Source organism: Paraburkholderia strydomiana (genome assembly GCF_046030495.1).
Taxonomy (GTDB): domain Bacteria; phylum Pseudomonadota; class Gammaproteobacteria; order Burkholderiales; family Burkholderiaceae; genus Paraburkholderia; species Paraburkholderia strydomiana_A.
On record NZ_JAQQCJ010000028.1, the window covers coordinates 68,751 to 93,431 of the forward strand.

Consider the following 24,681-nt stretch of genomic DNA (forward strand, 5'->3'; position numbering starts at 1 on the left):
TTTGCAGGGCAGCGTGGTCGAACGCGAGGTCCACATTTGAAAATCTTCCCAGCAAGGTCGTCGCAAGCAGCCCAGACACAACGGACGCGACCAAGCATCGTCTTGTGCAGACGCTCGACAATGCCGTTGGCCTGCGGTGACTCTTTCTTCGTGCGTGTGCGGTCGATGTTCTCGACGGCCAGATACAGCTGGCATTCGCGATATTCGGGGTTGCCGCAGTACTCGGTGTCCCGGTCGGTCAGCACTCGCGAGAGCGTAATACCATCGCTATCGAAGAACGGCACGACACGATCATTGAGCAGATCGGCTACCGGCGGAGGTGCCTCGCCACCGTAGAATTTTGCAAATGACACCTTCGAGCAGGTATCGACAAAGGTCTGCTGATAGAAGCGCCCCACGCCTTTGAGGGAACCGACATAAAAGGTGTCCCGCGCGCCAGAGTAGTCGGGGCACTCAGATTCGAACTCGCCGCGCGCCTCCCTTTTTCGCCCAAGCCCACAAAATCAGGGACCGCCGTCGATGGCCGCAGGAAGAACTTCAAGATCTATGTCAACGAATCAAAGCAAAGTGGTCTCTACGCGTCCCCATGCCGTCAACAGTTGCAGGGGCAGTTGGGGCAACACTTACGGTACGGTCAAGAGAGTGCCCACTCGAATTCGCTCCAGAGAGTCTCAACCGGTGTCCAACCCTTAGATGGTCGAACGGGGCTCGTCGTTGATGTGTCGAGCTCCATTGGGTTTTTTATTCAGGCATGGAGCGCAAAGGCCCTGCACCGGCGGATTGTTGGTCTGATTGAAGAACCTTGTAGATTAGTCTTTCGACATCGCTCGTTCGACTGACATGTGGGTCGTCATCATATTCTGGTTCGCGTTGTGCATGACCCACAGCGAAAGCCCGACGATGACAGCTATCAGAAATGCAGTACACGCAAACACTCCGGTTGCTGGCTTTCGCTCGTGTGTAGGTGCGACGGAGGCAGGTGCCGGCTAACCGGCCATAGACCGAAGCAATGCGAACGTCCGACTGCGCGTTGACCTCTAGCGTGATCCGCTTCCCGCGTCCTGCAACGACGAAACTCCAGCCGGGGCGTGCCCGAACCGTGGCTCGGCGTAAGGTTCGATGCGCGCTGCCGATACCGGCTTGCCAATGAAATATCCCTGCACGGCATCGCAACCGAGTTCTTTGACGAGGGCGAGTTGCGTTTCGGTCTCGATGCCTTCCGCGACCGTTCTCATGCCCAGCGCGCGCGCGAGCGCCACCATCGCTTCGACCATCGCGCGTGCCGGGTGACAGGTCTCCTTAACAGTGAGCTCCTGCACGAACGACTTGTCGATCTTGATGCGATCGACAGGCAGCCGTGTGAGGTATGCAAGGCTGGAGTAGCCGGTGCCGAAATCGTCGAGCGAGACGGTCACGCCGAGCCTTCGTACAGCTGAGAGCGCGCGCGATGCGGCGGCGAAGTCGCTCATGACGACAGTCTCCGTCACCTCGATGTCGAGGGCGGAAGCGCATACGCCGGCCGCCTCGGCCGCCTCCGAAACCAGTGCGGCAAGATCGCCGCTCTGGATCGTCGTGGCCGAGAGATTGACGGCGACCTTGAACGGCATGCGGTTCGCCGCCTGCCATTTTGCCGCCTGGAGGAACGCGAGGCGAATTAGCCAGTCGCCCGTCGCCTCGTAGACCGGCGATTCAAGCAGCACGTCGAGGAAGTCGGCCGGCGTGAGCAGCCCCAGTTGCGGATGGTTCCATCGCAGAAGCGCCTCGGCTCCATAGACGCGGCCAGTATGCAGGTCCAGTTGTGGCTGGTAGTGCAGTTCGAACTGGCGCGAGGCGCTCGCACTCTCCAGATCCGCGCGTAGCCGCCGGCGATGCGAGAGGCGCTGCGCATCGTCCTTGCCAAACGACCACACATGCGAACCGCCCGCGCGCTTCGCGTGATACATCGCGGTGTCCGCATTACGCAGCAGCTCGCCCGCATTCGATGCCGAGATGGGGTAGCGCGCCACGCCGATGCTCGCGCCCACCGAGGCCCGCACGCACGGCGTCTGGATTGGCTCGCGCATGCGTACTGTGACGTCGCGCGCGACGCGCGCGGCCTCGCCCTCTGGGGCCTCGACGAGAAAAATGACGAATTCGTCACCGCCGATGCGGGAAACATGGGCGCCTTCGGTAAACATGCCGGAAAGACGCTCGCCGATGACACGCAGCACTTCATCGCCCGCCGCGTGACCAAATGAATCGTTGATGTCCTTGAAGCGGTCAAGGTCGATGAAGAGCAGATCGACGGAAGCGGCCGCACCTTCGTCGACGAGACGGTTCAGGCGCAGCAGCAGTTCCCGGCGGTTGATGAGGCCGGTCAGTTCATCATGCGTGGCCTGGCGCGACAAGCGTTCGGAGATCGCGCGCGCTTCGGTAACATCGCGAACCAGCACGGTGACACCGTCGTCGCACGGGAAGGCCCGCACTTCAAACCAGGTACCGAGCGGTTCGTAGAAGGCGGTCGCGGTGCTGGGCATACCAGTCTCGGCCGCTTGTCGATAGGCCCTTTCGTAGCTCGACCCAATGAGGTCCGGGTACTCGGCCCAGATCTCGCGACCCAGCAGATCCGCAGACCGGCGCTTCAGCAATCGCGCAGCGGTGCGGTTGAGGTTTCGAAACTTCCACTCCCGGTCGAGCAACATCACCCCGTCCGTGATGTGGTCGAGCACTTGGAAATCTTTCACGCTTTTGTCTCCCTTGGCGGACCCGCGCAACGGTGCCCCCATATCTTAGATCGCCACCAGTGCGTATCGTAGGAGGATAGGCCGTGTTTGTGAACTGAAAATCTTCGCCGAACCGGCGCGCCGTGCCCTTCCGGACAAGGCTGCAGTGCGTTGGGCGTCCGCATGTCCCACCGTCGAATGACGCCAGATGGCCGCCCCTTTGTGTCATCGTCCCTCGATAAGCATTCTGACTTCGATCATGATTCTCCGTCTTCCATGTATTCCGGGCCTTTGTTCCCACCAAGGCGGGGCGTACCTCGCTCAGCCGTTGCGTGTCTCACCAACATGCCCAAAGTGCACATCTCCCTCTCGACGTCCGGCGACCACGGACGGCCGTAATTAAGCCGGATGTGACGGCGAAATTGGAGGTTGCGTGAAAAGATTGCACCGGGCGCGATCGCGATGTCGTGCGTCTGCGCTATCTCGAACAGTTGCGCTGTCTCGACGCCTTCTAGAAGCTCCACCCACAGAAAGAATCCGCCGGAAGGCAGAACGACTGACGTACCTTTGGGGAAGTACCTGGCTATCGCGGCCACCCCGAGGTCGAGTCCGCAGCGCGGATCGACGGGAATTTCCACGGCCTTCAGATGCAGGCGCCGAACCGCGTCCTGCACGGCATGGAAAGTGGGCCGTTCTAACCGGAAACGATGCGCGATCGGCGCTACGCAGGGCCGAGTTGTCGCGGCGAACTCAGCGCTCAGGTTTCGATCAGATGAAGGAACTGCTTTACGCGTGGACTGCAGTCCTCACCAAAGAAGGCTTGTGGTGTCGTGTCTTCAACAACGACGCCGCCGTCCATGAACACAACCCGATCCGCAACATCTCGCGCAAACCGCACCTCGTGCGTGACGATCAGCATCGTCATGCCCAGTTTGGCGACATCGCGCATGACGGTCAGGACATCCTCTCGCAGCGCTGGATCGAGAGCGGACGTGGGCTCGTCGAAGAATATGACTTCTGGATCCATCGCCAACGCCCGCGCGATAGCCACGCGCTGCTTCTGACCGCCGGACAGCCGTCCCGGATACTCGTTGGCTTTTGCCGCGAGGCCGACTTGTGTCAGCAGGCGCATTGCGCGCTCCGACGCTTGCGCGCGAGGGACGCCCTTGACGCTGACAGGACCTTCCATCACGTTTTCCAATGCTGTCCTGTGCGGAAAGAGGTTGAACGACTGGAAAACCATTGCCGTGCGCTGGCGGATCGCGCGGATCTTCTTCTGATGCTCGCGTGACGGTTTCGACGAACCAGCGCAATCGACATCGATTCCGCACACAGTCACGGTGCCGGCATCTGGCATCTCGAGGAAGTTCAGTGAGCGCAGCAACGTAGTCTTGCCCGACCCGGACGGCCCCATCACAACGACAACCTCGCCTCTCGATACGCTGAAGTCAACGCCGCGCAAGACCTGGTTGTCGCCAAAAGCCTTCATAAGTCCACGGACTTCAATCGTCCTGAGATCCGTATTCATACAAAACGCCTCGAAATGCGATTCTCGAGGACCGTCTGGACTATCGTGAGAATCTGGTTGATGCCCCAGTAGATCAGACCGACCATCAGGAACATTTCCATGTAGCGGAAGGTGGATGCGCCGACCTGGTCGGCGACGCGGGTCAGTTCTACCACCGTGATCGTCGAAGCGAGGGATGTGTCTTTGATTAATGCGATCAGGCGACTGCCGACAGGCGGAATGGCGACGCGTAGTCCCTGAGGGAGAATAACCCGCGACATGGCTTTCCAGTACCCCATGCCCAGCGACATCGCGGCTTCCCACTGGCCTTTGTCCACTGCGTTGATGCCGGAACGGAAGTTCTCGCTCAGATACGCCGCCGAAAACAGCGTGAGCGCAAGGAGTGCAGCGGGAACCGGGTCAAGTGTCAGACCGTACCGGGGCAAGCCGAAATAGATCAGGAGTATCTGCACGAGCAGTGGCGTGCCACGGAAGATGGATACGTAGGCGAATGCGAACGCGCGTAGTGCGCGTATGCTGGAGATACGCGCCAGGGCGACGAGCAACCCCAGCGTCGAACCGAGCATGAACGACAACAAGCCGAGAAAGAGTGTCATCAGCACCGCACTCTTTAACAGCGGCAGCGAGCGCATGAAAAGCTCGATCATGACTACTCCTTTTGCGCCTTGGCCTTGGTGATCGTGCCGGGCATATCGTAATCGCGCCCGACCCACTTCTTCGCAGTCGCCTGAATCGTCCCATCAGCCATCATGTCCGCAATCGCTTTATCGACCGCTGCAAGCAGGGCCGGTTGGCCTTTCACCATGGCCGGCGCTGACAGCTGGTAGATCAATGGTTCGCCTACTTCCTTGACCGGTAAATGGTTGACGTTGGCGTATTTCATGCCGCCGAAGTGAGAGATAATCACCGCGTCGATACGTCCATTGCCCAGATCGCTGAAGACGAGTCCCCCGTTGTCGTAAGAACGGACGTCGGAGTCATGCAGGTGTGCTCGTGCCCATGTTTCATTGCTGGAGCCAGTAACCACTCCCACTCGCTTGCCTTTAAGGGTTTCCTTGCCCTTGATATCCGTGTTGCCGGCAGGTACGAAAATGCGGAAATCTTCCACGCCGTATGGGTCACCGAAATCAACCTGTTGCGCCCGTTCAGGTGTAGGTGTGAGATCGTTCATCACAAGGTCGTACTTGCCCGTCTTCAGCCCTTCCACGAAGTTCTTGAACGAATCGGCGACGAATACGACGTTCGGCACGCCAATGCGCTTGCCGACTTCCTTTGCAATCGCAACGTCGTAGCCGACAGGGTTATTATTGTCGTCAAGCATGCTCCATGGCGGACTGCTCTGCGTATTGGCCACGCGCAATGTGCCATTCGCCTTCGCCTGCGCGAGAAGATCAGCTGCCTGCACAGTAGCGGGTGAACTGAATGCCGCGCAAAGCGTCACGAAACCCATTAACGTGGCGGCGCGTCTCCATCCATTGAGTGATTTCATTTCGTACTCACTTATTCAGGTAAGTTGAATTAAAAAAGCTATCTAGCGGGTGCTCGGGTGCGTCTGAAAGCGTCAAGACCGGCATTCAGGTCCGCAAGCAGCATCGCGGGGTCCTCCAACCCGATCGAAAGGCGCACGATGGGCTGGTCGGTAAGCGGGAACGCACGCTCGGCCTGCAACGGGGCCGGATAGTAGGCAGCGAGGCTATGCACGCCCCCCCAGCTTGCCCCGATGGGGAAATGCCGGAGCGTATCGAAGAACGCATTGAATGCCTCCTCCGGCGCGGGCTGGAGGATCAGGGAGAAGAGGCACCCGCTGCTCGTAAAATCCCGCTTCCAGATCGCATGACCGGGATCGGACTGCAGGGCCGGGAACAGCACCTTGCTCACTTCCGGATGACGTTCGAGTTCGCTCGCAATCTGCAGCGTTGCGGCGCTCTGGGCGGCGAAGCGGATCTTCAGGGTTTGCAGGCCGCGCATCACGAGGAAGCAGTCATCGGGGCTGGTCTGCTGGCCGAGAATGCTCTGCGTCTCGCGCACGGTCGCGTAGTAACCCGTGTCGTTCATGCTGATGCAGCCCACCAGTAGATCCGAATGGCCACCAAAGAATTTCGTCGCGGCTTCGACGCTGAAGTCCACGCCGTGTTCGAGCGGCTTGAAAGCGAGCGGACTTGCCCAGGTGTTATCCATCATCGTCAGTACGCCATGACGTTTCGCGACTTCCACGATCGCCGGAATATCCGGCACCTCCATCGTCACCGTGCCCGGTGACTCCATGCAGATCATGCGGGTATTGGGCTTGATGTACTGCCGAATCTCAGCCCCGATTGCCGGCGGATACAGTTCGACCTCGACGTCGAAGTGCGCCAGCCACTGATGCGCGAACGTCTTCAGCGCGCCGTAGCAGGCAGCGGACATCAGCAGGTGATCGCCGCCGCGCACGAAGCCCATCACGGTCGTCATCAGCGCGGACTGGCCGGAAGGCGTAACCACGCAATGCGCGCCACCTTCGAGTTCGGCGATGCGGTGCTCGAGTTCCCGCGCCGTTGGCGTTCCGGTGATGCCATAGCTGTAACCGTCCGGCTGCCTCTCCTTACGACGCGTAAACTCGGCCAGAGAATCGAATACGACCGTGGACCCCCGCATGACAGGGGGGGACAGGCTGCGGAACGGCTGCGGCCCTTTCTGGGTATGACTTGTCATCGTGCTCCCGGTGATGCCTGGTGGTGAATTGATGATCGAAGTTTACTTTCGGCCGGGATTGCATCAACATCGGAAATAATTAGGTCAATAAGTTTAAGTTATGAGGATCCGGGATATCGAGGTGTTCAGGGCGGTAATGACCGCAGGGAGCACGAGCAAGGCGGCAGCCCTGCTCGGCATTTCTCAACCGGCTGTAAGTCAGGCCATCAGGCGTCTGGAAACCATGGCGGATTTCGGACTATTCGAGCGGGTGCGCAGCCGACTCGTTCCTACCCAGGAAGCCGTCGCCCTGATGCGTGAGGTTGACCAGTACTTCCGCGGATTCGAGGTGATCGAGCATCGAATCCGTAGTTTGCGGTCTTACGGATTGGGCCGGATGGCGATCGCCTCTCTGCCGGCACTGGGCACAGGCTTTCTGCCTCGTGTCATTGCGGCGTTCGATGCTCCATCCAGAAACGTACAAATTTCCCTACAGGTGATGAGTTCTCGCGAAGTGCATGAGAAGGTTTCGGCTGGACAGGTGGATTTCGGCCTGATGTCCGACGAGATGTCGATGGCCGGCCTCGAGCACTCGGTGTTCGCGCGTATGCCGGGTGTCGCAGTGATGAACTCACATCACCCTTTGGCCGCGCGTCCTTTCATCGCTGTTGCAGACCTGCCCGAATTTCCCTTCATCGCGCTGAATCCCGAAGACAGCACCAGGCTGCGTCTGGACACGCAACTCACGGCGCGCGAACTCCGCCTGAAACCGGTCGTCGAGACGCCGTATTCGCACACGATATGCGAACTGGCGCTTGCCGGAGTCGGTATAGGAATCGCTCATCCGATCGTGACCTTGGATTTCGTAGAGCGGGGGCTTGTCGTGAAGCCGATTGACGTCGAGGTCATGTTCACGGGAGTGCTGGTGTTTCGCCCTGGTACGCCACTCGCGGAAACTGCGAGGCAGTTCATGCGGCACATGAGAATGCAGCTTGAACGTGACCAGAAGGCGCTCAAACTGGCGTTAGACGCTGCGGTGGCAAAGGAGGACGAAGCCGCCACTCGCAAGCGCAGTCGCCGTGCGGCAGGAGGGCGTGTCCCCCAGAGTCGCTAGTGCCCTGAAATGCATCCTGCCCAAGGAGGATCGTAGGCAACAACGCCGCGCACAGCGTTTCAACGGACACGCGAAGACTTTCGTGCAACCGGTCGACGTCCACCATACCCAGCTGCGGCACAACACCCTCGTACGGATCGACGTCCGGTCCCAGCAGTCGTGCAACCACGTGGCCCGGTAGTGCATTCGCCTTCTCGAACTTCCACAGTATCGAGACGAGGGGCTCGCATGGATCGAGCCACTTCCTGTTGAAGACGTAACCGAGCGCAGGCGTAAGCTTCCGCTCATCGACCGCGAGGATCGGAAAGCGCGGCGCCTTCAGGGGCGCCGTACTATGCTGCGGCGACGAGAACGCGACCAGACGATGATCTCCAGGGTTTATGGCCGCTGGATGCCGGAAGCAGATCGCGGTGCAGGCAGTCGCGCAGCCGCAATGTTCTCGACTCCGACCACGCCGACGACAGAATCGAGTGTGACGGAGTAGTGGCGTGAGAGTGTCATTCCTGCGGGTACTGCGGGGTAATGTGGGGGCAAGAACAGTTTGAAGGAAAACAGTCGATCGCTCGCAAACCCTTATAGAACCGAGGGCGGAAGGCAGCCGGAGTCGAACCGACCTGAGAACGTCTGACGCCCTCAACTGGGTTTGAAGCCCAGCCGCACCACCGGATACGAATGCCTTCCTTCGGTGATTGAACTACGCGTTATTCGATCAGCAGATCGAGCCAACGACTCTCCGTGCGCATCAGGTGCAGGCCACGGTGGAAGCGAGTATACCCAACCCGGTCGAAGAATTCCAAAAGCTGGATCGCGCGCTTGCGCCCCAGTCCGGTGGCATCACGAAAAGGCGCGGCCCCTACCGTGCCCACGTTCTTCTGTGCTTCGGTCGCCGCGATGGCAGCCAGCTCGCGAATCATTTCCGGGTGATAAAAGAGGTCATGCACGACCTGGAAAAGCTCGCCCTGGCGCGCGAGTTTGCGCATCAATTGACGCACACGCACCTCGGGCACACCATGGGCGCTCGCCAGATCACGCACCCACGGCGGATCGAAGCGCCCTGCCTTGATCGCCGGCAGCAGCGCTGCCGCGAGCGCCCGATCGGCGTCGTCGAGCGTCACGGTGTGGCGAGGCAGATGCAGCCATGGCCCGCGCTTGACCACCGCACCGCGCGCCGCCGCCTCGTCGACGAGCGCGCGCCACAGCACATCGTCCACCAAGGGCGCTGCGATTCGCCGCAAGCGCGACACGTCCGGACCCAGTTCGTCCGGGGAGCGTTCATGATATTGCGTCAGCGTCGATATCAGCCGGTTGTCCAACGCCTGCCATGAAGCATTGGCGACCAGCAACGCATCGTGGCGAGGCAATTCGACCACGCGAGTGCCGGACGGCAACGCGAGCGCAGCCGCCGGCATGCCCGTCAGCCTTTCCAGCAACGCGCGCGACAAACCATGCGGCGCCCTCGCGAACATCGCGTCGAGCGTGCCGGTGTCGAGCATCGTCTGGATCGCATCGAGCCACGCGAGCCGCTCGGCCGAGCGCCGTTTGCGCGACGGCGCGAACGCATCGAGCACATGCCCACCGCCCACGGTTCGATCGGCCTGCGCATTGCGTACGACGAAGCGATCGCCCGCGACCGCGCACACCGGCCGCTCGAACACGAGTTGCACACGGGCGCGTTGACCGGCGCCCAGTGTTTCACCTTCGAGCAATGCGACATGCGCAACCTGATGCTGCGTGCCCAGATGAACATGCAGCGGCGCCCAATGCTCGAGCGTGAGCGGCGCATCGGCGAGCAGCGTCAGCATCACGTCGAGCCGCTCCGACGCCTGCGACAGACGCGGATCGACGATCCAGTCGCCGCGATCGATCGCGCTCTTCTCGATGGCCGCCAGATTCAACGCGCAGCGCTCGCCGGCACGCCCGCTCTCGGCCGGCCGATTCTGCGCATGAATGCTGCGCACCCGCACCGCCTGATTCTTCGGTGCCAGCAGCATCGTCTCCCCGACCGTCACGCTGCCGGCGACCACGGTCCCGGTGACGATGGTGCCTTGCCCCGCGAGTGTGAAAACCCGATCGACGGCAAGCCGGAACAGGCCGTCGGCGCGCTTCATATGCCACGCCGCGGCCGCCGCATGCAGATGCGCTTTCAACGCGGCGACGCCGGGGTCATCAACGCGCGTCGCGCAGGTCTCGAACACGGGCGCATCCTTCAGCACGCTGCCGCTCACAAACGCGGCGACCTCATCGCGCACTTCCCGCAGTCGCTGCGCATCCACCCGATCCACCTTGGTCAACGCGATCGCGCCGCGCTGGATGCCGAGCAGTTCCACGATCGCCAGATGCTCGCGCGTTTGCGGCATCACGCCGTCGTCGGCGGCAATCACGAGGAGCGCGAAATCGATGCCGCTCGCGCCCGCGGTCATCGTATGCACGAGCTTTTCGTGGCCCGGCACGTCGATCAGGCCGAGCACGTCGCCATTCTCGAGCGGCACGTACGCGTAACCCAGTTCGATCGAAATGCCGCGCGCTTTCTCTTCTTTCAGCCGGTCCGTATCGACGCCCGACAACGCCTTCACCAGGCTCGTCTTGCCGTGATCGATGTGTCCCGCCGTGCCGACGATCATGCCTTCGCGCCCTTCAGTTGTTCGGTCAACTGCGCGATCAGTTGCGCTTCATCGGCGGCTTCGAGGCAACGCAGATCGAGGCGCAGCGCGTCGTCCGCGATCCGGCCGATCACCGGCCGCGCCATCTCGCGCAGCAGCTTTTCCACCGCGAGCAAATGACGTCCGCCGCGCTTGCCGTCGGCCATCCTGACGACGAGGCCGTAGCTCGGCAGCACGTCGACCGGCAACGCGCCGCTGCCGATCTGGCTGAACATCGGCTCCGCGACCACCGCATAGCGCTCGCCGAGCGCACGCTGCAAAGCCGGCTGCACGCGCTCGGCCGCGAGCCGGATGTCGTCGGCGGCACGCGTGAGCAGGCGCAGCGTGGTCAGCCGCTCCACGAGTTTTTCCGGCGTGCGATACAACTGCAGCACCGGCTCCAGCGCCGCGAGCGTCAGCTTGCCGACACGCAGCGCGCGCTTGAGCGGATGCTTCTTGATCTTCGCGATCAGATCGCGCCGCCCGACGATCAGGCCCGCTTGCGGGCCGCCGAGCAGCTTGTCGCCGCTGAACGTGACGAGGTCTGCGCCGGCTTCGACGGTTTCGCGCACGGTCGGCTCGCGCGGCAGGCCCCATTGGCTCAGATCGACCAGCGTGCCGCTGCCGAGATCCACGGCAACCGCGAGGCCGCGCTCATGCGCAAGCGGCGCGATTTCGTCGAGGCTGGCTTCCTTGGTGAATCCGTTGATCGCGTAGTTGCTCGCGTGGACCTTCATCAGCAGCGCGGTTTGCGGACCGATGGCTTCGGCGTAGTCTTTCAGATGCGTGCGATTGGTCGTGCCAACTTCGCGCAGTTTGGCGCCCGCGCGGCTCATGATGTCAGGAATGCGAAACGCGCCGCCGATCTCGACCAGCTCACCGCGCGACACGACCACTTCCTTCTTCGACGCCAGCGCGGAAAGCGTAAGCAGCACCGCGGCGGCGTTGTTGTTGACCACGGTGGCCGCTTCAGCGCCGGTCAGCTCGCAAATGAGTTCGTCGATGAGGTCGTCGCGGTCGCCGCGCTTGCCGGTGCCGAGATCGAACTCGAGGTTGGCGGGTTGCGTGAGCGCCTTCATCACGGCCTGCACCGCCTCATCGGGCAACAGCGCGCGGCCGAGATTGGTGTGCAGCACCGTGCCGGTCAGATTGAACACGCTGCGCAAGCGCGAGGCGTTGCGCTTGCGCAGCGCGGCTTCGACCGCTGCCTGCAGCCGCGCGATGTCGAGCGCGCTGGCGGACGCATCGCCCGCTTGCGCGCTGGCGCGCCACGCGTCGAGCGCGGCACGCACCGCGCCCAGCACCTGCGTACGGCCATAGTTGCCGATCAGCGCCGCGAATTCCGCCGACGCCATGACCCTCTCCACCGACGGCACGCGCGCCATCAGCGCGCGCAGTTCCGAGCCGCTCACATCGCTCACGAAGCAATCCCTTTGAAGTGGTGTCCGGCCGATTCTAGTCGGACCCGGACTCGCCGGCGGGCTCATCCGTGTCGCCAGCCTGCTCCGGCCACAGCCACGGATGCGGCGACGCGCGCCGGTAACCCTCCGCCCCCATCAGCAGATCCAGCGTGAGGCTGGCGAGATCGTCCGCGAACGGCTCGAAATCGTAGTCCTTCGACTGAATGCCGATCTTCCGGTAAGTATGGCATTCGTCGCACGACTCCGCCTTCAATACGGCGTTTTTCGATTCGGCTTCCCGCGTCGCTTCGTCCGCGTCCGGCGAGCCGACCGCGTGATAGGCGATGCCCTTTGTCGAATCGCAGTTCGAGCATTTCGAGCGGACCATGTGCCACTCGGTTGAGCACAAGCCGCATTGCAGGTAGCGGTAATTGTCATGCGCGCCGCCCACCCGCACGATGCTCGCCACGGGATGCGAGCCGCACACGGGGCAGAGCCCGAGCGTTTCGATATACGGCACTTCGCGCTTGTCGATGTCGGCGGCGAGATCGGTCCAGACCACCTGCAGCGCGGCCATGATGAACGGCGCGCTGGCCGGATCGATTTCGTCGAAGCGCTGCGCGAAGATCGCGTCGGCCTGAGCGTCGAGCGCGGCGGTGTCGAGCGTGCGCAAGCGCGCGATCAATTCCACGAGCGGCGGCGTGAGCGGACCGGCGGCTTCGAGCTTGTCGAGCAACTGGCTCAGCACCGCGCGCCACGCGGGATCGCGTGCGCCGGAGAGCGCGGGGATCAGCGGCATCGAATGCTGCTGCGCGCTTGCGATCAGTTCGGGACTCGGCGGCTGCGCCTTGAAGCCCGCGATCACCGCCTGCTGCGCGTCAGCCAGCACGGCCATCAGGCGCAGGTAACCGGCGATCGGATTGTTGAGAGCCGCGAGCTGGCGCAGGCGTGCGGCGCGCGGCGCGAACACCGCGAGGCGTTCCGGCATGCGGATGCGGGGAATCGCCGTGTGATCGAGCGCCTCGATGTCGCCCGCTTCAAGAATGCGTTGAACCACTGTATCGACCTCTAAAAACTGAAGAGCCGCCGCGCTTCGTCGAACAAAGGCGGCGGCTCGGTGTGCAGGGCGCTGAAACGCGCTGCCTTATTTGCCGATGATTTCCTTGAACCAGTTCGGATGATGCTTGCGTGCCCAGCCGTACGTGACCGTGCCGCGCGTCATCGCGCCGATCGAGCCCTTCACCCACAACGCGGCGTATATATGCACGACGATGCCCACGATCAGCACGAACGCCGTGGCCGCATGCACCAGCGCCGCGAGCCGGATGATCCCGATCGGGAAATAGAACGAGAAGTAGCGCCGCCAGATCACGATGCCGCTCAGCAGCAACAACACGAGACAAACCACCATCGTGAAGAACAGCAGCTTCTGACCGGCGTTGTACTTGCCGATCGCGGGGAGCTTTTCCTCGCGATTGTTGAGCACGTCGTCGATCTGCCTCATCCACTGGATGTCGGCCTGGTCGAGATAGTTGTGATGCCAGAAGCGCAACGCAAGAATCAGGAACGACACGAACATCACACAGCCGACGAACGGATGCAGAATGCGCGTCCATTGCCCGCCGCCGAAGATCGCATAGAGCCACGACATCGCCGGATGAAACATGGCGAGGCCGGAGAGCGCCAGCAATACGAACGTGATCGCGGTGATCCAGTGATTCGTGCGCTCGTTCGGCGTATAGCGCACGATCAGGCTATTGCCCTTCACGTCCTTCAGCTCGGTATGCTCAGGGTGCTTCATTGGATGCCTCCCTCGAACGGCGTGCTTCGTCGGCTTCGCGTTGTGCCACGGCTTCGTCTTCCACCGTCACCTCGTTCGGACCGACACGCGTGTAATGGAAGAACCCGGCCACGGCCGCGAACGCAATACCCGCCAGCGCGAGCGGCTTAGCGAGCCCCTTCCACAGCGAGACCATCACGCTGATCTTCGGATTGTCCGGCAAGCCGTGATACAGACCCGGCCGGTCGGCATGGTGCAGCACGTACATCACGTGCGTGCCGCCCACTCCTGCGGGATCGTACAGACCGGCGTTCTGGAAACCCCGCTCCTTCAGATCGACGATCCGGTCCGCGGCCTGCTGGTGCATGTCCTCCTTGGTGCCGAACATGATCGCACCCGTCGGACAGGTCTTCACGCAAGCAGGCTCCTGCCCGACCGCCACGCGATCCGAACACAGCGTGCACTTGTACGCGCGGTGGTCCTTCTTCGAAATGCGCGGCACGTTGAACGGGCAGCCGGCGATGCAATAGCCGCAGCCGATGCAGTTTTCCTCGTGGAAATCCACGATGCCGTTCGTGTACTGCACGATCGCGCCAGGTGCCGGACAGGCCTTCAGGCAGCCCGGATCCTCGCAGTGCATGCAGCCGTCCTTGCGGATCAGCCACTCCAGATCGCCTTGCTCGTTCTCGTACTCGGAGAATCGCATGACGGTCCACGAGTGCTCGGTCAGATCGGCGGGGTTGTCGTAGACGCCGACGTTCACGCCGACTTCGTCGCGCAGGTCGTTCCATTCCATGCAGGCGGTCTGACACGCCTTGCAGCCAATGCACTTCGACACGTCGATGAGCTTGGCGACCGTACCCGTGACCGGCTCACGCACTTGCGGCGCAGGCACGGTCGTGGCGGAAATACGTCTGATATCCAGTGATTGCAGTGCCATCTCTTTTCCTTATGCCTTTTCGACCTTGACGAGGAACGACTTGAATTCCGGTGTTTGCGAATTCCCGTCGCCCACGGAAGGCGTCAGCGTATTGACGAGATAACCCGGTTGCGTGAGGCCCTTGAAGCCCCAGTGCAACGGCAATCCGACGGTCTGGACTTTCTTGCCTTCGATCGTCAGCGTTTTGATCCGCTTGGTGACGAGCGCGACCGCGAACACATGGCCGCGATTGGACGACACCTTGATGCGATCGCCGGCCACCACGCCGACTTCCTTCGCCAGATCCTCGCCGATCTCCACGAACTGCTGCGGCTGAATGATCGCATTCAGATGCGCGTGCTTCGTCCAGTAGTGGAAATGCTCGGTCAGACGATAGGTGGTCGCCGTATGCGGGAAGTTCTCGTGCGTGCCGAATGCCGCCCGATCGTCCGGGAACACGCGCGCCGCCGGATTGCTGACGACCGCCTTGTTCTGCGGATGCAGCGGGTTGTAGCCGAGCGGCGTTTCGAACGGCTCGTAGTGCTCGGGGAACGGCCCTTCGACCAGACCGTCACGCGAGAAGAAGCGCGCGACACCCTCCGCATTCATGATGAACGGATTCATGCCGTTTTCCGGCGGCTCGTCGACCTTGAAGTCCGGAATATCGGCGCCCGACCACGTCTTGCCGTTCCACGCGATCAGCTTGCGCTTCGGATCGAACGGCTTGCCGCTCACGTCGCACGACGCACGGTTGTACAGAATCCGCCGGTTCGCCGGCCATGCCCACGCCCAGTTCAGCGTATTGCCGATACCGGTCGGGTCGGAGTTGTCGCGGCGGCCCATCTGGTTGCCCGCCTGGGTCCACGATCCGCAGAAGATCCAGCACCCGCTCGCGGTGCTGCCGTCGTCGCGCAACTGCGCAAAGCTCGCCAGCTGCTCGCCCTTCTTCGCGAGCACCTTGGTTTTATCCGTCGGATCGGTGACGTCGGCGAGCGCCTTGCCGTTGAACTCCATCGCGATCTCTTCGGGCGTCGGGCTTTCCGGATTCGAGTACGGCCAGCTCATGTTGAGGATCGGATCGGGATACTTGCCGCCGTCCTTGCGATAAGCTGCGCGGATGCGCAGCCACAGCCCCGACATGATCTCGAGATCGCTCTTCGATTCGCCCGGGCCTTCCCCGCCTTGCCAGTGCCACTGCAGCACACGGCTCGAACTGACCAGCGAGCCGCGCTCTTCCGCGAAGCAGGTGGTCGGCAGACGGAACACTTCGGTCTGAATCGACGCCGTATCGACGTCGTTGAAGTCGCCGAAGTTCTTCCAGAACTCGGACGTCTCGGTGGCGAGCGGGTCCATGATGACAAGCCACTTCAGCTTGGCCAGACTCGCGCCGATCTTCGCCTTGTTCGGCGCCGCGGCGAGCGGGTTGAAGCCCTGCGCGATGTAGCCGGTCATCTTGCCTTGATTCATCAGCTCGAAGACCTGCAGCATGTCGTACGACTTGTCGAGCTTCGGCAGATAGTCGAAGCCGAAGTTGTTCTCGGCCGTCGCGTTATCGCCCCACCACGACTTCATGAAGCTCACATGGAACGCGCGATAGTTGCGCCAGTAGCTCAACTGGTTCGGCCGCAGCGGCTGCGCCGCGCGCTTCGTGATGTACGCGTCGAAGTCCTGCTCCGCTTCCATCGGCAACGTCATGTAGCCGGGCAGCAGGTTCGACATCAGGCCGAGGTCGGTCAAGCCCTGAATGTTCGAGTGACCGCGCAGCGCATTCATGCCGCCGCCCGCAATGCCGATGTTGCCGAGCAGCAGCTGCACCATCGCGCCGGTGCGGATGATCTGCGAGCCGACCGAGTGATGTGTCCAGCCGAGCGCGTACAGCACCGTGCCGGCGCGTCCCGGGACGGCCGTCGAGGCCAGCATCTCGCACACGTGGAGGAACTTCTCCTTCGGCGTGCCGCAGATTTTCTCGACCTGCTCGGGCGTGTAGCGCGAGTAGTGCTGCTTCATCAGCTGATAAACGCAGCGGGGGTTCTGCAGCGTCGGATCGACCTTGGCGAAGCCGTCGTCGCCGCGCTCGTAATCCCACGAACTCTTGTCGTAGCTGCGCTTCTCGGCGTTGTAGCCGGAATACAGACCGTCGGTAAACGAGAAATCCTCACGAACGATGAACGACATGTCCGTGTAGTTCTTCACGTACTCGTGCTGGATCTTGTCGTTGGTGAGCAGATAGTTGATCACACCGCCCAGGAACACGATGTCCGAGCCGGTCCGGATCTGCGCGTAATAGTCCGCCACCGACGCCGTGCGCGTAAAGCGCGGGTCGACCACGATCAATTTCGCCTTGCGATGCGCCTTGGCTTCCGTCACCCACTTGAAACCGCACGGGTGCGCCTCGGCCGCATTGCCGCCCATCACGAGAATCACATCCGCGTTCTTGATGTCGACCCAATGGTTCGTCATCGCTCCACGGCCAAACGTCGGGGCAAGACCTGCCACCGTCGGGCCGTGTCAGACACGTGCTTGATTGTCGAATGCGAGCATGCCAAGACTACGGATAGTCTTGTGCGTCAAATAACCTACTTCATTGCTACCGGCGGATGCGGCCAGCATGCCGGTGGTCAGCCAGCGGTTGACCTTCTTGCCGTCTTCGGTCGTCTCGACGAAGTTGGCGTCGCGATCTTCCTTCATCAGCCTGGCGATGCGGTCGAGCGCGTCTTCCCACGAAATACGCTTCCATTCGTTGGAACCGGCCGCGCGGTACTCGGGATACTTCAGACGGCTTTCGCTATGAATGAAGTCGATCAGGCTTGCGCCCTTCGGGCACAGCGTGCCGCGATTGACCGGATGATCGGGATCGCCTTCGATGTGGATGATGCTGGACTTTGCATTCTTGGCGTTGTCGCCCAGTCCGTACATCAGGATGCCGCAGCCTACCGAGCAGTACGGGCAGGTGTTGCGGGTTTCGGTTGTGCGCGACAATTTGTACTGGCGGACTTCCGCTAGCGCGGGTGCCGGCGAGAAGCCCATCAGGGCGAGACTCGATCCGGCTAGCGTGGTGGCGGAGACTTTCAGGAATTGTCGCCGGGACATATGGGTCATTTAATGGCCTCGGCTCTTTGGGGTACTGAAGGGATTATAGGGTGCGATATGACGTCGTGCAGCCAGACTTGCACGCTTGAACACCAGGGGAAATATGAACTTTTACAGCCGGTTTTAAAAAACCGCGGGCATCATTCCTGCTGCATAGATTGCGCTACTCCAACTTTAACTTCGGTAAAAGGCGCTCCTATGACCCGCCGTTCTCTGTTCCATTTCCGCCCAGGCAATTTTCACACTTCAGCGCGAGTATTGGCGCCGGCGCGGGTGGCGTCGGTCGTGCTGGGCGGCGTGATGCTCGTCGCGAGTCCCTACGGCAGCGCGCAAATTCCGCAGGGCGCTGGCTCGCAGCAGCAGGAAAATCGCACGTCTGCCATGGGGGCGACGCCCGACCCGGCGGCCTCGATGGTCCACGAGTCGCACAAACCGCAAGCCAAGGACGGCGGATCGGCCACCTCACGCGGCAAAACCGGTGAAAAGGATCACAAAACCCATGGTGCGGGCGGTTTTGACAATGGCTTGTACGGCACCGGCGCAGGCAGCAACAAGTGACAATTGACGCGAGTCAATTTGTCGCACCTTTGCGGAACGTATTTTGCGGCTTGCCCCGCATTGAGGGCTCCGTTTATTTTGAGATAAGGCACTGCGCAATAGCGCGTGGCTCATAGCGCTTTGCCGCGCCTTCCCGCGCGAGCCGCATGCGCGAGGCACGTCTGGGCAGCGCCGCGGGCGAACAACCCGCATAATTGCGGTCATCCGCAGCCCGAGACTCGCGCCAACATGACCGACACCCCCGCCCAAATCAGCTCACCGCCCCGCCTCACCAGCCTGTCGCATGGTGGCGGCTGCGGCTGCAAGATCGCGCCCGGCCTACTCGCCGATCTGCTCAAGCGCAGCGCGCCGCTGCCGTTCTTCCCCGACCTGCTGGTCGGCAACGACACCGCCGACGACGCCGCCGTCTACAAGCTCAACGACGAGCAGGCGATCGTCGCCACCACCGACTTCTTCATGCCGATCGTCGACGACCCGTTCGACTTCGGCCGCATCGCCGCCACCAACGCGCTGTCTGACGTCTACGCCATGGGCGGCAAGCCGCTCATGGCGCTGGCCATCGTCGGCATGCCGATCAACGTGCTGCCGCACGACGTGATCGCGGCCGTGCTGAAGGGCGGCGAGTCCGTCTGCGCCGAGGCCGGCATTCCGCTCGCGGGCGGCCATTCGATCGATTCGGTCGAGCCGATCTACGGCCTCGTCGCGATTGGCGTGGTCGATCCGAAGCGCGTCAAGCGCAATGCCGGCGCTCAGGCGGGCGACGTGCTGATTCTCAGCAAGCCGCTCGGCGTCGGCATCCTGTCGGCGGCGCTGAAGAAAGACCGGCTCGACGCCGCCGGCTACGCCGCGATGATCGGCGCAACGACCAAGCTCAATCGTCCGGGCGCGGAACTGGCGCGGCTGGACGGCGTGCATGCGCTTACCGACATCACCGGCTTCGGCCTGCTCGGGCACACGCTGGAACTGGCGCGTGGCTCGAATCTCACCGCCCGCGTGCGTTATGCAGATCTGCCCTGGCTGCCGGACGTGGTCGACCTCGCGCAAGCCGGCATCGTTACCGGCGCCTCAGGGCGCAACTGGGACGCGTACGGCAAAGACATCGTCTTGCCCGCCACGTTGCCGTCGACGGCCCGTGCGCTGCTGACCGACCCGCAAACCTCGGGGGGCCTGCTGGTCTCGTGCGCACCGGAATCGGCCGACGAAGTGCTCGCGCTGTTCCATGCCGACGGCTTCGGCGACGCTCGCGTGATCGGCGAAATGGTGGAGGGAGAAAGGCGCGTCGAGGTCGTTTGAAGCGTTTGAGGCGTTTGAGGCGTTTGTTTGGCGAGCTTGTCGACGCTTTTGCTCCACTCACCTGGCGCAGGCCACAGGCCGGCACGAGAACCCACGCGAACCGCCCCGCACGCCAACGCCTTTCCGCATACGCCGGCCCGCCCTGGCGGCGCATGCGATAATTTCACCCTTCCGCCGCCCCGTTTCGTCCGTACCCCTTGAAAAACCTTCTCGTCAGCCTCGAAAAAGCAGGTGATTTCGATGAAATCATCGATGTCCGCACGCCTCTCGAGTTCGCGGAAGACCATATTCCCGGGGCGCTCAACGCGCCTGTGCTGAGCAACGAAGAGCGGGTGCTGGTCGGCACGACGTACAAGCAGGTGTCGCCGTTCGAAGGCACGCGCATCGGCGCGGCACTGGTCGCACGCAACATCGCGCATCACCTGGAAACGACCTTCGCCGACCGGCCGCGCAACTGGCGGCCGCTGATCTATTGCTGGCGCGGCGGCAAGCGCTCGGGCTCGGTCACGACGCTCTTCAACATGATCGGCTGGCCGGCTCGCCAGCTGGACGGCGGCTACAAGAGCTATCGGCGCTTCACGCTCGACACGCTCGACACCCTGCCGAAAACCTTCTCCTACATCGCGCTGGTCGGCCCGACCGGCAGCGGCAAGACGCGCCTGCTCGCGGCGCTGAACCAGGCGGGCGCGCAGACGCTCGACCTCGAAGCGCTGGCCGCGCATCGCGGCTCGCTGCTCGGCGCATGGGCGGGCGTGCCGCAGCCGTCGCAGAAGCGTTTCGACACGCTGCTCGTGAGCGCGCTGCGCGAGTTCGATCCGGGGCGGCCGGTGTTCGTCGAAGCGGAAAGCCGGCGCATCGGTTCGGTCGCGTTGCCGCTCGCGCTGCTGGAAACGTTTCATCAGGGTGCGTGCGTCGAGGTGCTGTCGAGCCGCGAAGATCGCGCCGAGTTCCTGTTGCACGACTACGCCCATCTGTTCGACGACCCCGAGGCGCTGAAAGGGCAACTGCAACGGCTGATCGGTTTGCATAGCCGCGAACGGGTGACGGGCTGGCAACAGCTCGTCGACGCCGACCAGCGCGCCGAACTCGCGCACGAACTGATCGAGCGTCACTACGATCCGGCGTACGCGCGCAGCAGCCATCAGCACTTCGTCCAGTTGCCGCACGCTTTGCCCTTGACTTTCCGCCCCAACGACGCCGACGTCGTCGACCAGGCGAAAGCGTTATTGGCGCGGCTCGACAGCCGCGCGCTTGCCGCTGTGATCTGATCAAAAAACCACGCTGGGACCACTCATGCAATCAACCCTTAGACAACCTCGTATCGCGCTTGGCTGGATCGTCTTCCTGCTGATCGCCGTCGTCGGCCTCTTCTACGTGAAGTGGTTCCCGTACTACAACCGCGCCTTCGTCGCCGCGAGCCAGCACTCGATCGGCAAGTCGATCCTGATGGGCACCTCGGCGAGCGCGCCGGACGCATCGTGGCAAGCCGCGATCGACTACGCGTTTGCGTACGGCAAGGCCATCTGGCAAGCGATGGTGCTCGGCCTGCTGCTCGGCTCGGCGGTGCAGGCGCTGATTCCGCCGCAATGGGTCGCGCGCGCGCTCGGCCGGACCGATTTCAGCAGCGTGGTAAAGGGCGGGCTGATGTCGTTGCCGGGCATGATGTGCACCTGCTGCGCGGCGCCGGTCGTTGCCGGTTTGCGTGCGCGCCAGGCGGCGCCGGGCGCGGCGATCGCGTTCTGGCTCGGCAACACCGCACTGAATCCGGCCACGCTGATCTTCATGGGCTTCGTGCTCGGCTGGCAGTGGATGGGCTTGCGCCTCGCGCTCGCCATCGTGATGGTGTTCGGCCTCGGCTATCTGGTGAACCGCATGGTCACGCCGAAAGAAGCCGAAGCGTCACGTGAAGCCCTCTCGCAGCTGATCACCGCCGACGACCCCGGCACCGCGTTCACGCGCTGGATGAAAATCCTCGCCAGCATGACGCTGCGCCTCGTGCCCGAATACATCGTGCTGGTGCTGATTCTCGGCGCCGCGCGCGCGTGGCTGTTTCCGCACATCGGCCCGCACATCGACAACAGCCTGCTGTGGATCGTCGCGTTGGCGATCGCCGGCACCCTGTTCGTGATCCCGACCGCCGGCGAAGTGCCGATCATCCAGGCGATGCTTTCGTTCGGCATGGCCGCGGGTCCTGCCGGCGCATTGCTGTTGACGCTGCCGCTGATCAGCGTGCCGTCGATGGCCATGCTGGGCCGCTCGTTCCCGCGGCGCGTGCTGACCGCGGTGGCAGTGGCCGTGGTCGCGTGCGGCGTGGTGAGCGGCCTGCTTGCGATTGCTTTGGGCTTCTGAATTTCCGCTTCTTTTCCGCTTCTTTTCCGTATCGCAAGCGTATGAAACGAATCGCCGCATTCACGCTGACAAGCTGGTCGGCTGCCGGCCTGCTGTATGTCGGACAACACTCGGTGGCGCTGATCGCGATCAGTGGCGTCGTTGCGCTAGCCGGCTTCGATCTGCTGCGCCCCTGACGGCGAGCCGCGTTCCAGTCGAACTGAACGCGGCCTGCCGCGAGGCGGCTCGCCGCCTTTCCTGCGCAACCCTTCCCCGTTCGGCGCAGACGTTCAGCTCTGCGCCAGCATCGCTTCGCGCGCCGCATCACGCGCGCCTTCCTGACGCATCCGCGTGATCAGCCCCAGTGCGCAGAACAGCGTAATCAACACGTGCAACACGCCGAGTGCGACCACCGACAGAATCGAGCCGGTCGCGCCGAGCAGGTATTGCCCGAGAATCGGCGTCGTACCGGCGAACACCATGCCGCAGATTTGATAGGAAAGCGAAATACCCGTGTAACGCACTTGCACCGGAAACGACTTCGCCAGAATGCCGGCCATCGCCGCGTAGTACAGCGAGTGTGGAATCGACGCGAGCGCCATGCCGAGCATCGCGAGTTTCGTCGAGCCGGTTGCGATCAGCGAAAACATCAGCGGCAGTGCGATGATTTCCGGCACCAGCATGTAAATCACCGCTTTTTTCAGGTCCATTTTCGTCGCCAGCAAGGCGCCGAACGGTTGCACGATGAGCTGCACGACGATCGCCCCGGTGATCACCGTGAGGAACTGCGTGCGGTCGAAACCGATACTCGTCACGGCCCACGACAACGCAAACGTCGTCTTGAAATAAGTCGCCGACAAGCCGATCACGCACGCGCCCACGCCCATCGCCACGAGACCTTTGTGGTCGCGCAGCACTTCGGCGATCGGCAGTTTCGCGACCTTCTTGCGGTCCTTCAATTGCTGCATCGCGGGCGATTCGTCGACGCTCATGCGGATGAACATCCCGACTACCACCAGCAACGCGGAGAACAGGAACGGCACGCGCCAGCCCCACGTCATGAACTGGTGGTCGGGCAGCATCGACGTCAGCAGGAACGCCACGGTTGCAAGAAGATTGCCGGCGGGCGAGCCTTGCTGTGCGAAGGCCGAATACAAGATTTCCTTGCCCTTCGGTGCGTGTTCGGACGACAGCACCACCGCGCCGCCCCACTCGCCGCCCATCGCGATGCCCTGCATCAGACGCAGCAGAATCAGCAACGCGGGCGCAAGCAAACCGATCTGGTTGTAGGTCGGCAAAAGACCCATGCCGGTCGTGCAGCAACCCATCAGCATCAACGTAATGATCAGCGTTTTCTTGCGGCCCACCTTGTCGCCGAGGTGGCCGAAGATGATCCCGCCGATCGGCCGCGCCAGAAAGCCCACCCAGAAGGTCGCGAACGCGGCGAGCGTGCCGGCCAGCGCCGACGTGGTCGGAAAGAAGATCTTGCCGAGCACGAGCGCCGCCGCCGTGCTGTACGCGTAAAAGTCATACCACTCGATCGTCGTCCCGACGAATGATGCGATACCCGCCTTGCGGGCATTCCGGTGTTGCGTTTCGAGCGTGAGCGCCATCGGGGTACGTCTCCATGTTGAGTCGCCAATGCAAGCGGACGGACCTCACATCCGACCCGCGTTCGCTGTTCGATTAACGAACTTTATTTTCTCTACCGAACAGGAGGCGGACTATAGGGATCGTCGGCGATACGCGTCAATCGAGGGATTACCCTGCGACAACTTCCGGCAACACGGCAAGCGACTAGGTGTATACCCGTGCCCCTATTGCCATCGCATTATCTAAATGTCGATAATGTTCTCATGGATGTGAAAACAGCAGTACGCGTCTTCGACGTGATAAACCTCTTTGCCGAAGTGCGGCAACCCATGATCTACAGCGAGATCGCGCGTCGAACCGAGATCCCGCTGTCGAGTTGCCACGCGCTTTTGCAAACCATGGTGGCCAAGGGCTACCTGTACGCGCCGGGCGTGAAGGCCGGCTATTACCCCACCCAGCGGCTGCTGCACGTCGCTCGCGACATCTGCAGCGAAGACCCGCTGACGCTGCTGTTCCAGCCGCTGCTCAGTTCGCTGCGCGACGCCACGGGCGAGACCGCGGCGCTCGCCACGCTGGCCGGCAACCGCGTCGTCTATCTCGAGGTGATGGAGTCGCGCCAGAAGATTCGCTACAGCGACGAGCCCGGCGGCTTCATGTACGTGCATGCGAGTGCGGCGGGCAAGGCGCTGCTCGGCGCGCTGTCGGTGGATGCGCGCCGCAAGCTGCTCGACAGTTGCGAGCCGTTGACCGCATCGACCGACGGCTCGGTGATCGACCGCAAGACACTCGACGCCGAAGTCGAGCAAGGCGTGACGAACGGCTGGCATCGCTCGACGGGCGAAAACGTCGAAGACGTCGCCGGTCTCGCACGCGGCTTCCTGATTCACGGCGAAGCGTTCGCGCTGGTAATCGGCGGCCCGAAGGCACGGCTGCTCAAAAACGAACAGCGCGCAATCGAAGCGCTGCTCGACATCTACGGCCAGATCCCGCCAGAACTCCTGGCGTGACGGCGCGCCGCCACGCATCGTTCGGTATCCGAACGGTGCAGTGCGCAGGCCAGCTCAGAA

At 62.6% G+C, this 24,681-nt stretch carries 20 protein-coding genes, 1 tRNA gene and 3 pseudogenes; 7 read left to right on the forward strand and 17 right to left on the reverse strand.

Translation table 11 applies throughout. The features are described 5' to 3' along the window. Positions 1–92: 92 nt before the first annotated feature. The 8 genes and pseudogenes from PQQ53_RS28850 to metC form a co-directional block, all read right to left on the reverse strand. Positions 93–479: pseudogene (locus tag PQQ53_RS28850) on the reverse strand (transposase family protein); the annotation flags it as partial. A gap of 330 nt (positions 480–809) precedes the next feature. Next, positions 810–941: pseudogene (locus tag PQQ53_RS28855) on the reverse strand (cytochrome o ubiquinol oxidase subunit IV); the annotation flags it as partial. Positions 942–1,037: 96 nt separating this feature from the next. After that, complete coding sequence (locus tag PQQ53_RS28860; RefSeq protein ID WP_408327945.1) at positions 1,038–2,723, reverse strand: putative bifunctional diguanylate cyclase/phosphodiesterase; 1,686 nt, start codon at positions 2,721–2,723, stop codon at positions 1,038–1,040. Positions 2,724–2,959: 236 nt separating this feature from the next. Further along, positions 2,960–3,340, reverse strand: a complete 381-nt coding sequence (locus PQQ53_RS28865) for a hypothetical protein (RefSeq protein ID WP_408327947.1) — start codon at positions 3,338–3,340, stop codon at positions 2,960–2,962. Positions 3,341–3,459: 119 nt separating this feature from the next. Then, positions 3,460–4,230: an amino acid ABC transporter ATP-binding protein gene (locus tag PQQ53_RS28870; protein ID WP_408155602.1), complete on the reverse strand. Its 771-nt coding sequence runs from the start codon at positions 4,228–4,230 to the stop codon at positions 3,460–3,462. Next, positions 4,227–4,877: an amino acid ABC transporter permease gene (locus PQQ53_RS28875; RefSeq protein WP_408145933.1), complete on the reverse strand. Its 651-nt coding sequence runs from the start codon at positions 4,875–4,877 to the stop codon at positions 4,227–4,229. The genes PQQ53_RS28870 and PQQ53_RS28875 overlap by 4 nt, the downstream gene beginning before the upstream one ends. 2 nt (positions 4,878–4,879) lie before the next feature. Next, entirely contained in the window at positions 4,880–5,719 is an 840-nt protein-coding gene (locus tag PQQ53_RS28880) for a transporter substrate-binding domain-containing protein (protein ID WP_408327950.1), read from the reverse strand. A 38-nt stretch (positions 5,720–5,757) separates the two neighbouring features. Further along, positions 5,758–6,921, reverse strand: a complete 1,164-nt coding sequence (metC, locus tag PQQ53_RS28885) for a cystathionine beta-lyase (RefSeq protein ID WP_408145937.1) — start codon at positions 6,919–6,921, stop codon at positions 5,758–5,760. 100 nt (positions 6,922–7,021) lie between these two features. On the opposite strand from metC, the gene PQQ53_RS28890 reads away from it, so the two are divergent. Next, entirely contained in the window at positions 7,022–8,014 is a 993-nt protein-coding gene (locus tag PQQ53_RS28890) for a LysR substrate-binding domain-containing protein (protein ID WP_408327953.1), read from the forward strand. Positions 8,015–8,051: 37 nt separating this feature from the next. On the opposite strand, the pseudogene PQQ53_RS28895 reads toward PQQ53_RS28890, so the two are convergent. From PQQ53_RS28895 to fdnG, 8 genes and pseudogenes are all read right to left on the reverse strand, one after another. Beyond that, positions 8,052–8,336, reverse strand: a pseudogene (locus tag PQQ53_RS28895) (hypothetical protein); the annotation flags it as partial. Positions 8,337–8,602: 266 nt separating this feature from the next. Further along, positions 8,603–8,695: transfer RNA gene (locus PQQ53_RS28900), tRNA-Sec, on the reverse strand. A gap of 20 nt (positions 8,696–8,715) precedes the next feature. Beyond that, entirely contained in the window at positions 8,716–10,635 is a 1,920-nt protein-coding gene (selB, locus tag PQQ53_RS28905) for a selenocysteine-specific translation elongation factor (protein ID WP_408327956.1), read from the reverse strand. Beyond that, positions 10,632–12,074: an L-seryl-tRNA(Sec) selenium transferase gene (gene selA, locus PQQ53_RS28910; protein WP_408145992.1), complete on the reverse strand. Its 1,443-nt coding sequence runs from the start codon at positions 12,072–12,074 to the stop codon at positions 10,632–10,634. The genes selB and selA overlap by 4 nt, the downstream gene beginning before the upstream one ends. A gap of 34 nt (positions 12,075–12,108) precedes the next feature. Continuing rightward, positions 12,109–13,110 carry a formate dehydrogenase accessory protein FdhE gene (fdhE, locus tag PQQ53_RS28915; RefSeq protein ID WP_408145942.1) on the reverse strand — a complete coding sequence of 334 codons (1,002 nt, stop codon included), beginning with the start codon at positions 13,108–13,110 and terminating at the stop codon, positions 12,109–12,111. 87 nt (positions 13,111–13,197) lie between these two features. Next, on the reverse strand, positions 13,198–13,854 hold the full coding sequence (locus PQQ53_RS28920; protein WP_408145944.1) for a formate dehydrogenase subunit gamma: 657 nt from the start codon (positions 13,852–13,854) through the stop codon (positions 13,198–13,200). Further along, a complete protein-coding gene (gene fdxH, locus PQQ53_RS28925; protein ID WP_408145946.1) occupies positions 13,841–14,773 on the reverse strand; it encodes a formate dehydrogenase subunit beta in 933 nt (310 codons plus the stop codon). Before fdxH ends, PQQ53_RS28920 begins: the two co-directional genes overlap by 14 nt. A gap of 9 nt (positions 14,774–14,782) precedes the next feature. After that, positions 14,783–17,851 (reverse strand): formate dehydrogenase-N subunit alpha, encoded by a 3,069-nt coding sequence (fdnG, locus tag PQQ53_RS28930; RefSeq protein WP_408327959.1) that lies wholly within the window; start codon positions 17,849–17,851, stop codon positions 14,783–14,785. A 264-nt stretch (positions 17,852–18,115) separates the two neighbouring features. On the opposite strand from fdnG, the gene PQQ53_RS28935 reads away from it, so the two are divergent. From PQQ53_RS28935 to PQQ53_RS28955, 5 genes are all read left to right on the forward strand, one after another. Beyond that, complete coding sequence (locus PQQ53_RS28935; RefSeq protein ID WP_408327962.1) at positions 18,116–18,400, forward strand: beta-xylosidase; 285 nt, start codon at positions 18,116–18,118, stop codon at positions 18,398–18,400. A 228-nt stretch (positions 18,401–18,628) separates the two neighbouring features. Further along, positions 18,629–19,693 (forward strand): selenide, water dikinase SelD, encoded by a 1,065-nt coding sequence (gene selD, locus PQQ53_RS28940; RefSeq protein ID WP_408327965.1) that lies wholly within the window; start codon positions 18,629–18,631, stop codon positions 19,691–19,693. A 197-nt stretch (positions 19,694–19,890) separates the two neighbouring features. Continuing rightward, complete coding sequence (mnmH, locus tag PQQ53_RS28945) at positions 19,891–20,961, forward strand: tRNA 2-selenouridine(34) synthase MnmH (RefSeq protein ID WP_408327968.1); 1,071 nt, start codon at positions 19,891–19,893, stop codon at positions 20,959–20,961. Between the two features lie 25 nt (positions 20,962–20,986). Next, positions 20,987–22,042: a permease gene (locus tag PQQ53_RS28950; RefSeq protein WP_408145955.1), complete on the forward strand. Its 1,056-nt coding sequence runs from the start codon at positions 20,987–20,989 to the stop codon at positions 22,040–22,042. A 41-nt stretch (positions 22,043–22,083) separates the two neighbouring features. Then, positions 22,084–22,218 (forward strand): hypothetical protein, encoded by a 135-nt coding sequence (locus PQQ53_RS28955; RefSeq protein WP_274597584.1) that lies wholly within the window; start codon positions 22,084–22,086, stop codon positions 22,216–22,218. A gap of 93 nt (positions 22,219–22,311) precedes the next feature. On the opposite strand, the gene PQQ53_RS28960 is transcribed toward PQQ53_RS28955, so the two are convergent. Continuing rightward, positions 22,312–23,634 (reverse strand): MFS transporter, encoded by a 1,323-nt coding sequence (locus PQQ53_RS28960; RefSeq protein WP_408145957.1) that lies wholly within the window; start codon positions 23,632–23,634, stop codon positions 22,312–22,314. A gap of 243 nt (positions 23,635–23,877) precedes the next feature. On the opposite strand from PQQ53_RS28960, the gene PQQ53_RS28965 reads away from it, so the two are divergent. After that, positions 23,878–24,621 (forward strand): IclR family transcriptional regulator, encoded by a 744-nt coding sequence (locus PQQ53_RS28965; protein WP_408145959.1) that lies wholly within the window; start codon positions 23,878–23,880, stop codon positions 24,619–24,621. Positions 24,622–24,681 lie beyond the last annotated feature (60 nt).

Coding starts and splice junctions, on each gene's coding strand:
- PQQ53_RS28890 (WP_408327953.1), top strand. CDS start 7,022: ATGAGGATCCGGGATATCGAGGTGTTCAGGGCGGTAATGACCGCAGGG.
- PQQ53_RS28960 (WP_408145957.1), bottom strand. CDS start 23,634: ATGGCGCTCACGCTCGAAACGCAACACCGGAATGCCCGCAAGGCGGGT.
- PQQ53_RS28965 (WP_408145959.1), top strand. CDS start 23,878: ATGGATGTGAAAACAGCAGTACGCGTCTTCGACGTGATAAACCTCTTT.
- selB (WP_408327956.1), bottom strand. CDS start 10,635: ATGATCGTCGGCACGGCGGGACACATCGATCACGGCAAGACGAGCCTG.
- PQQ53_RS28955 (WP_274597584.1), top strand. CDS start 22,084: ATGAAACGAATCGCCGCATTCACGCTGACAAGCTGGTCGGCTGCCGGC.
- PQQ53_RS28950 (WP_408145955.1), top strand. CDS start 20,987: ATGCAATCAACCCTTAGACAACCTCGTATCGCGCTTGGCTGGATCGTC.
- PQQ53_RS28870 (WP_408155602.1), bottom strand. CDS start 4,230: ATGAATACGGATCTCAGGACGATTGAAGTCCGTGGACTTATGAAGGCT.
- PQQ53_RS28920 (WP_408145944.1), bottom strand. CDS start 13,854: ATGAAGCACCCTGAGCATACCGAGCTGAAGGACGTGAAGGGCAATAGC.
- selD (WP_408327965.1), top strand. CDS start 18,629: ATGACCGACACCCCCGCCCAAATCAGCTCACCGCCCCGCCTCACCAGC.
- PQQ53_RS28880 (WP_408327950.1), bottom strand. CDS start 5,719: ATGAAATCACTCAATGGATGGAGACGCGCCGCCACGTTAATGGGTTTC.
- fdxH (WP_408145946.1), bottom strand. CDS start 14,773: ATGGCACTGCAATCACTGGATATCAGACGTATTTCCGCCACGACCGTG.
- PQQ53_RS28875 (WP_408145933.1), bottom strand. CDS start 4,877: ATGATCGAGCTTTTCATGCGCTCGCTGCCGCTGTTAAAGAGTGCGGTG.
- metC (WP_408145937.1), bottom strand. CDS start 6,921: ATGACAAGTCATACCCAGAAAGGGCCGCAGCCGTTCCGCAGCCTGTCC.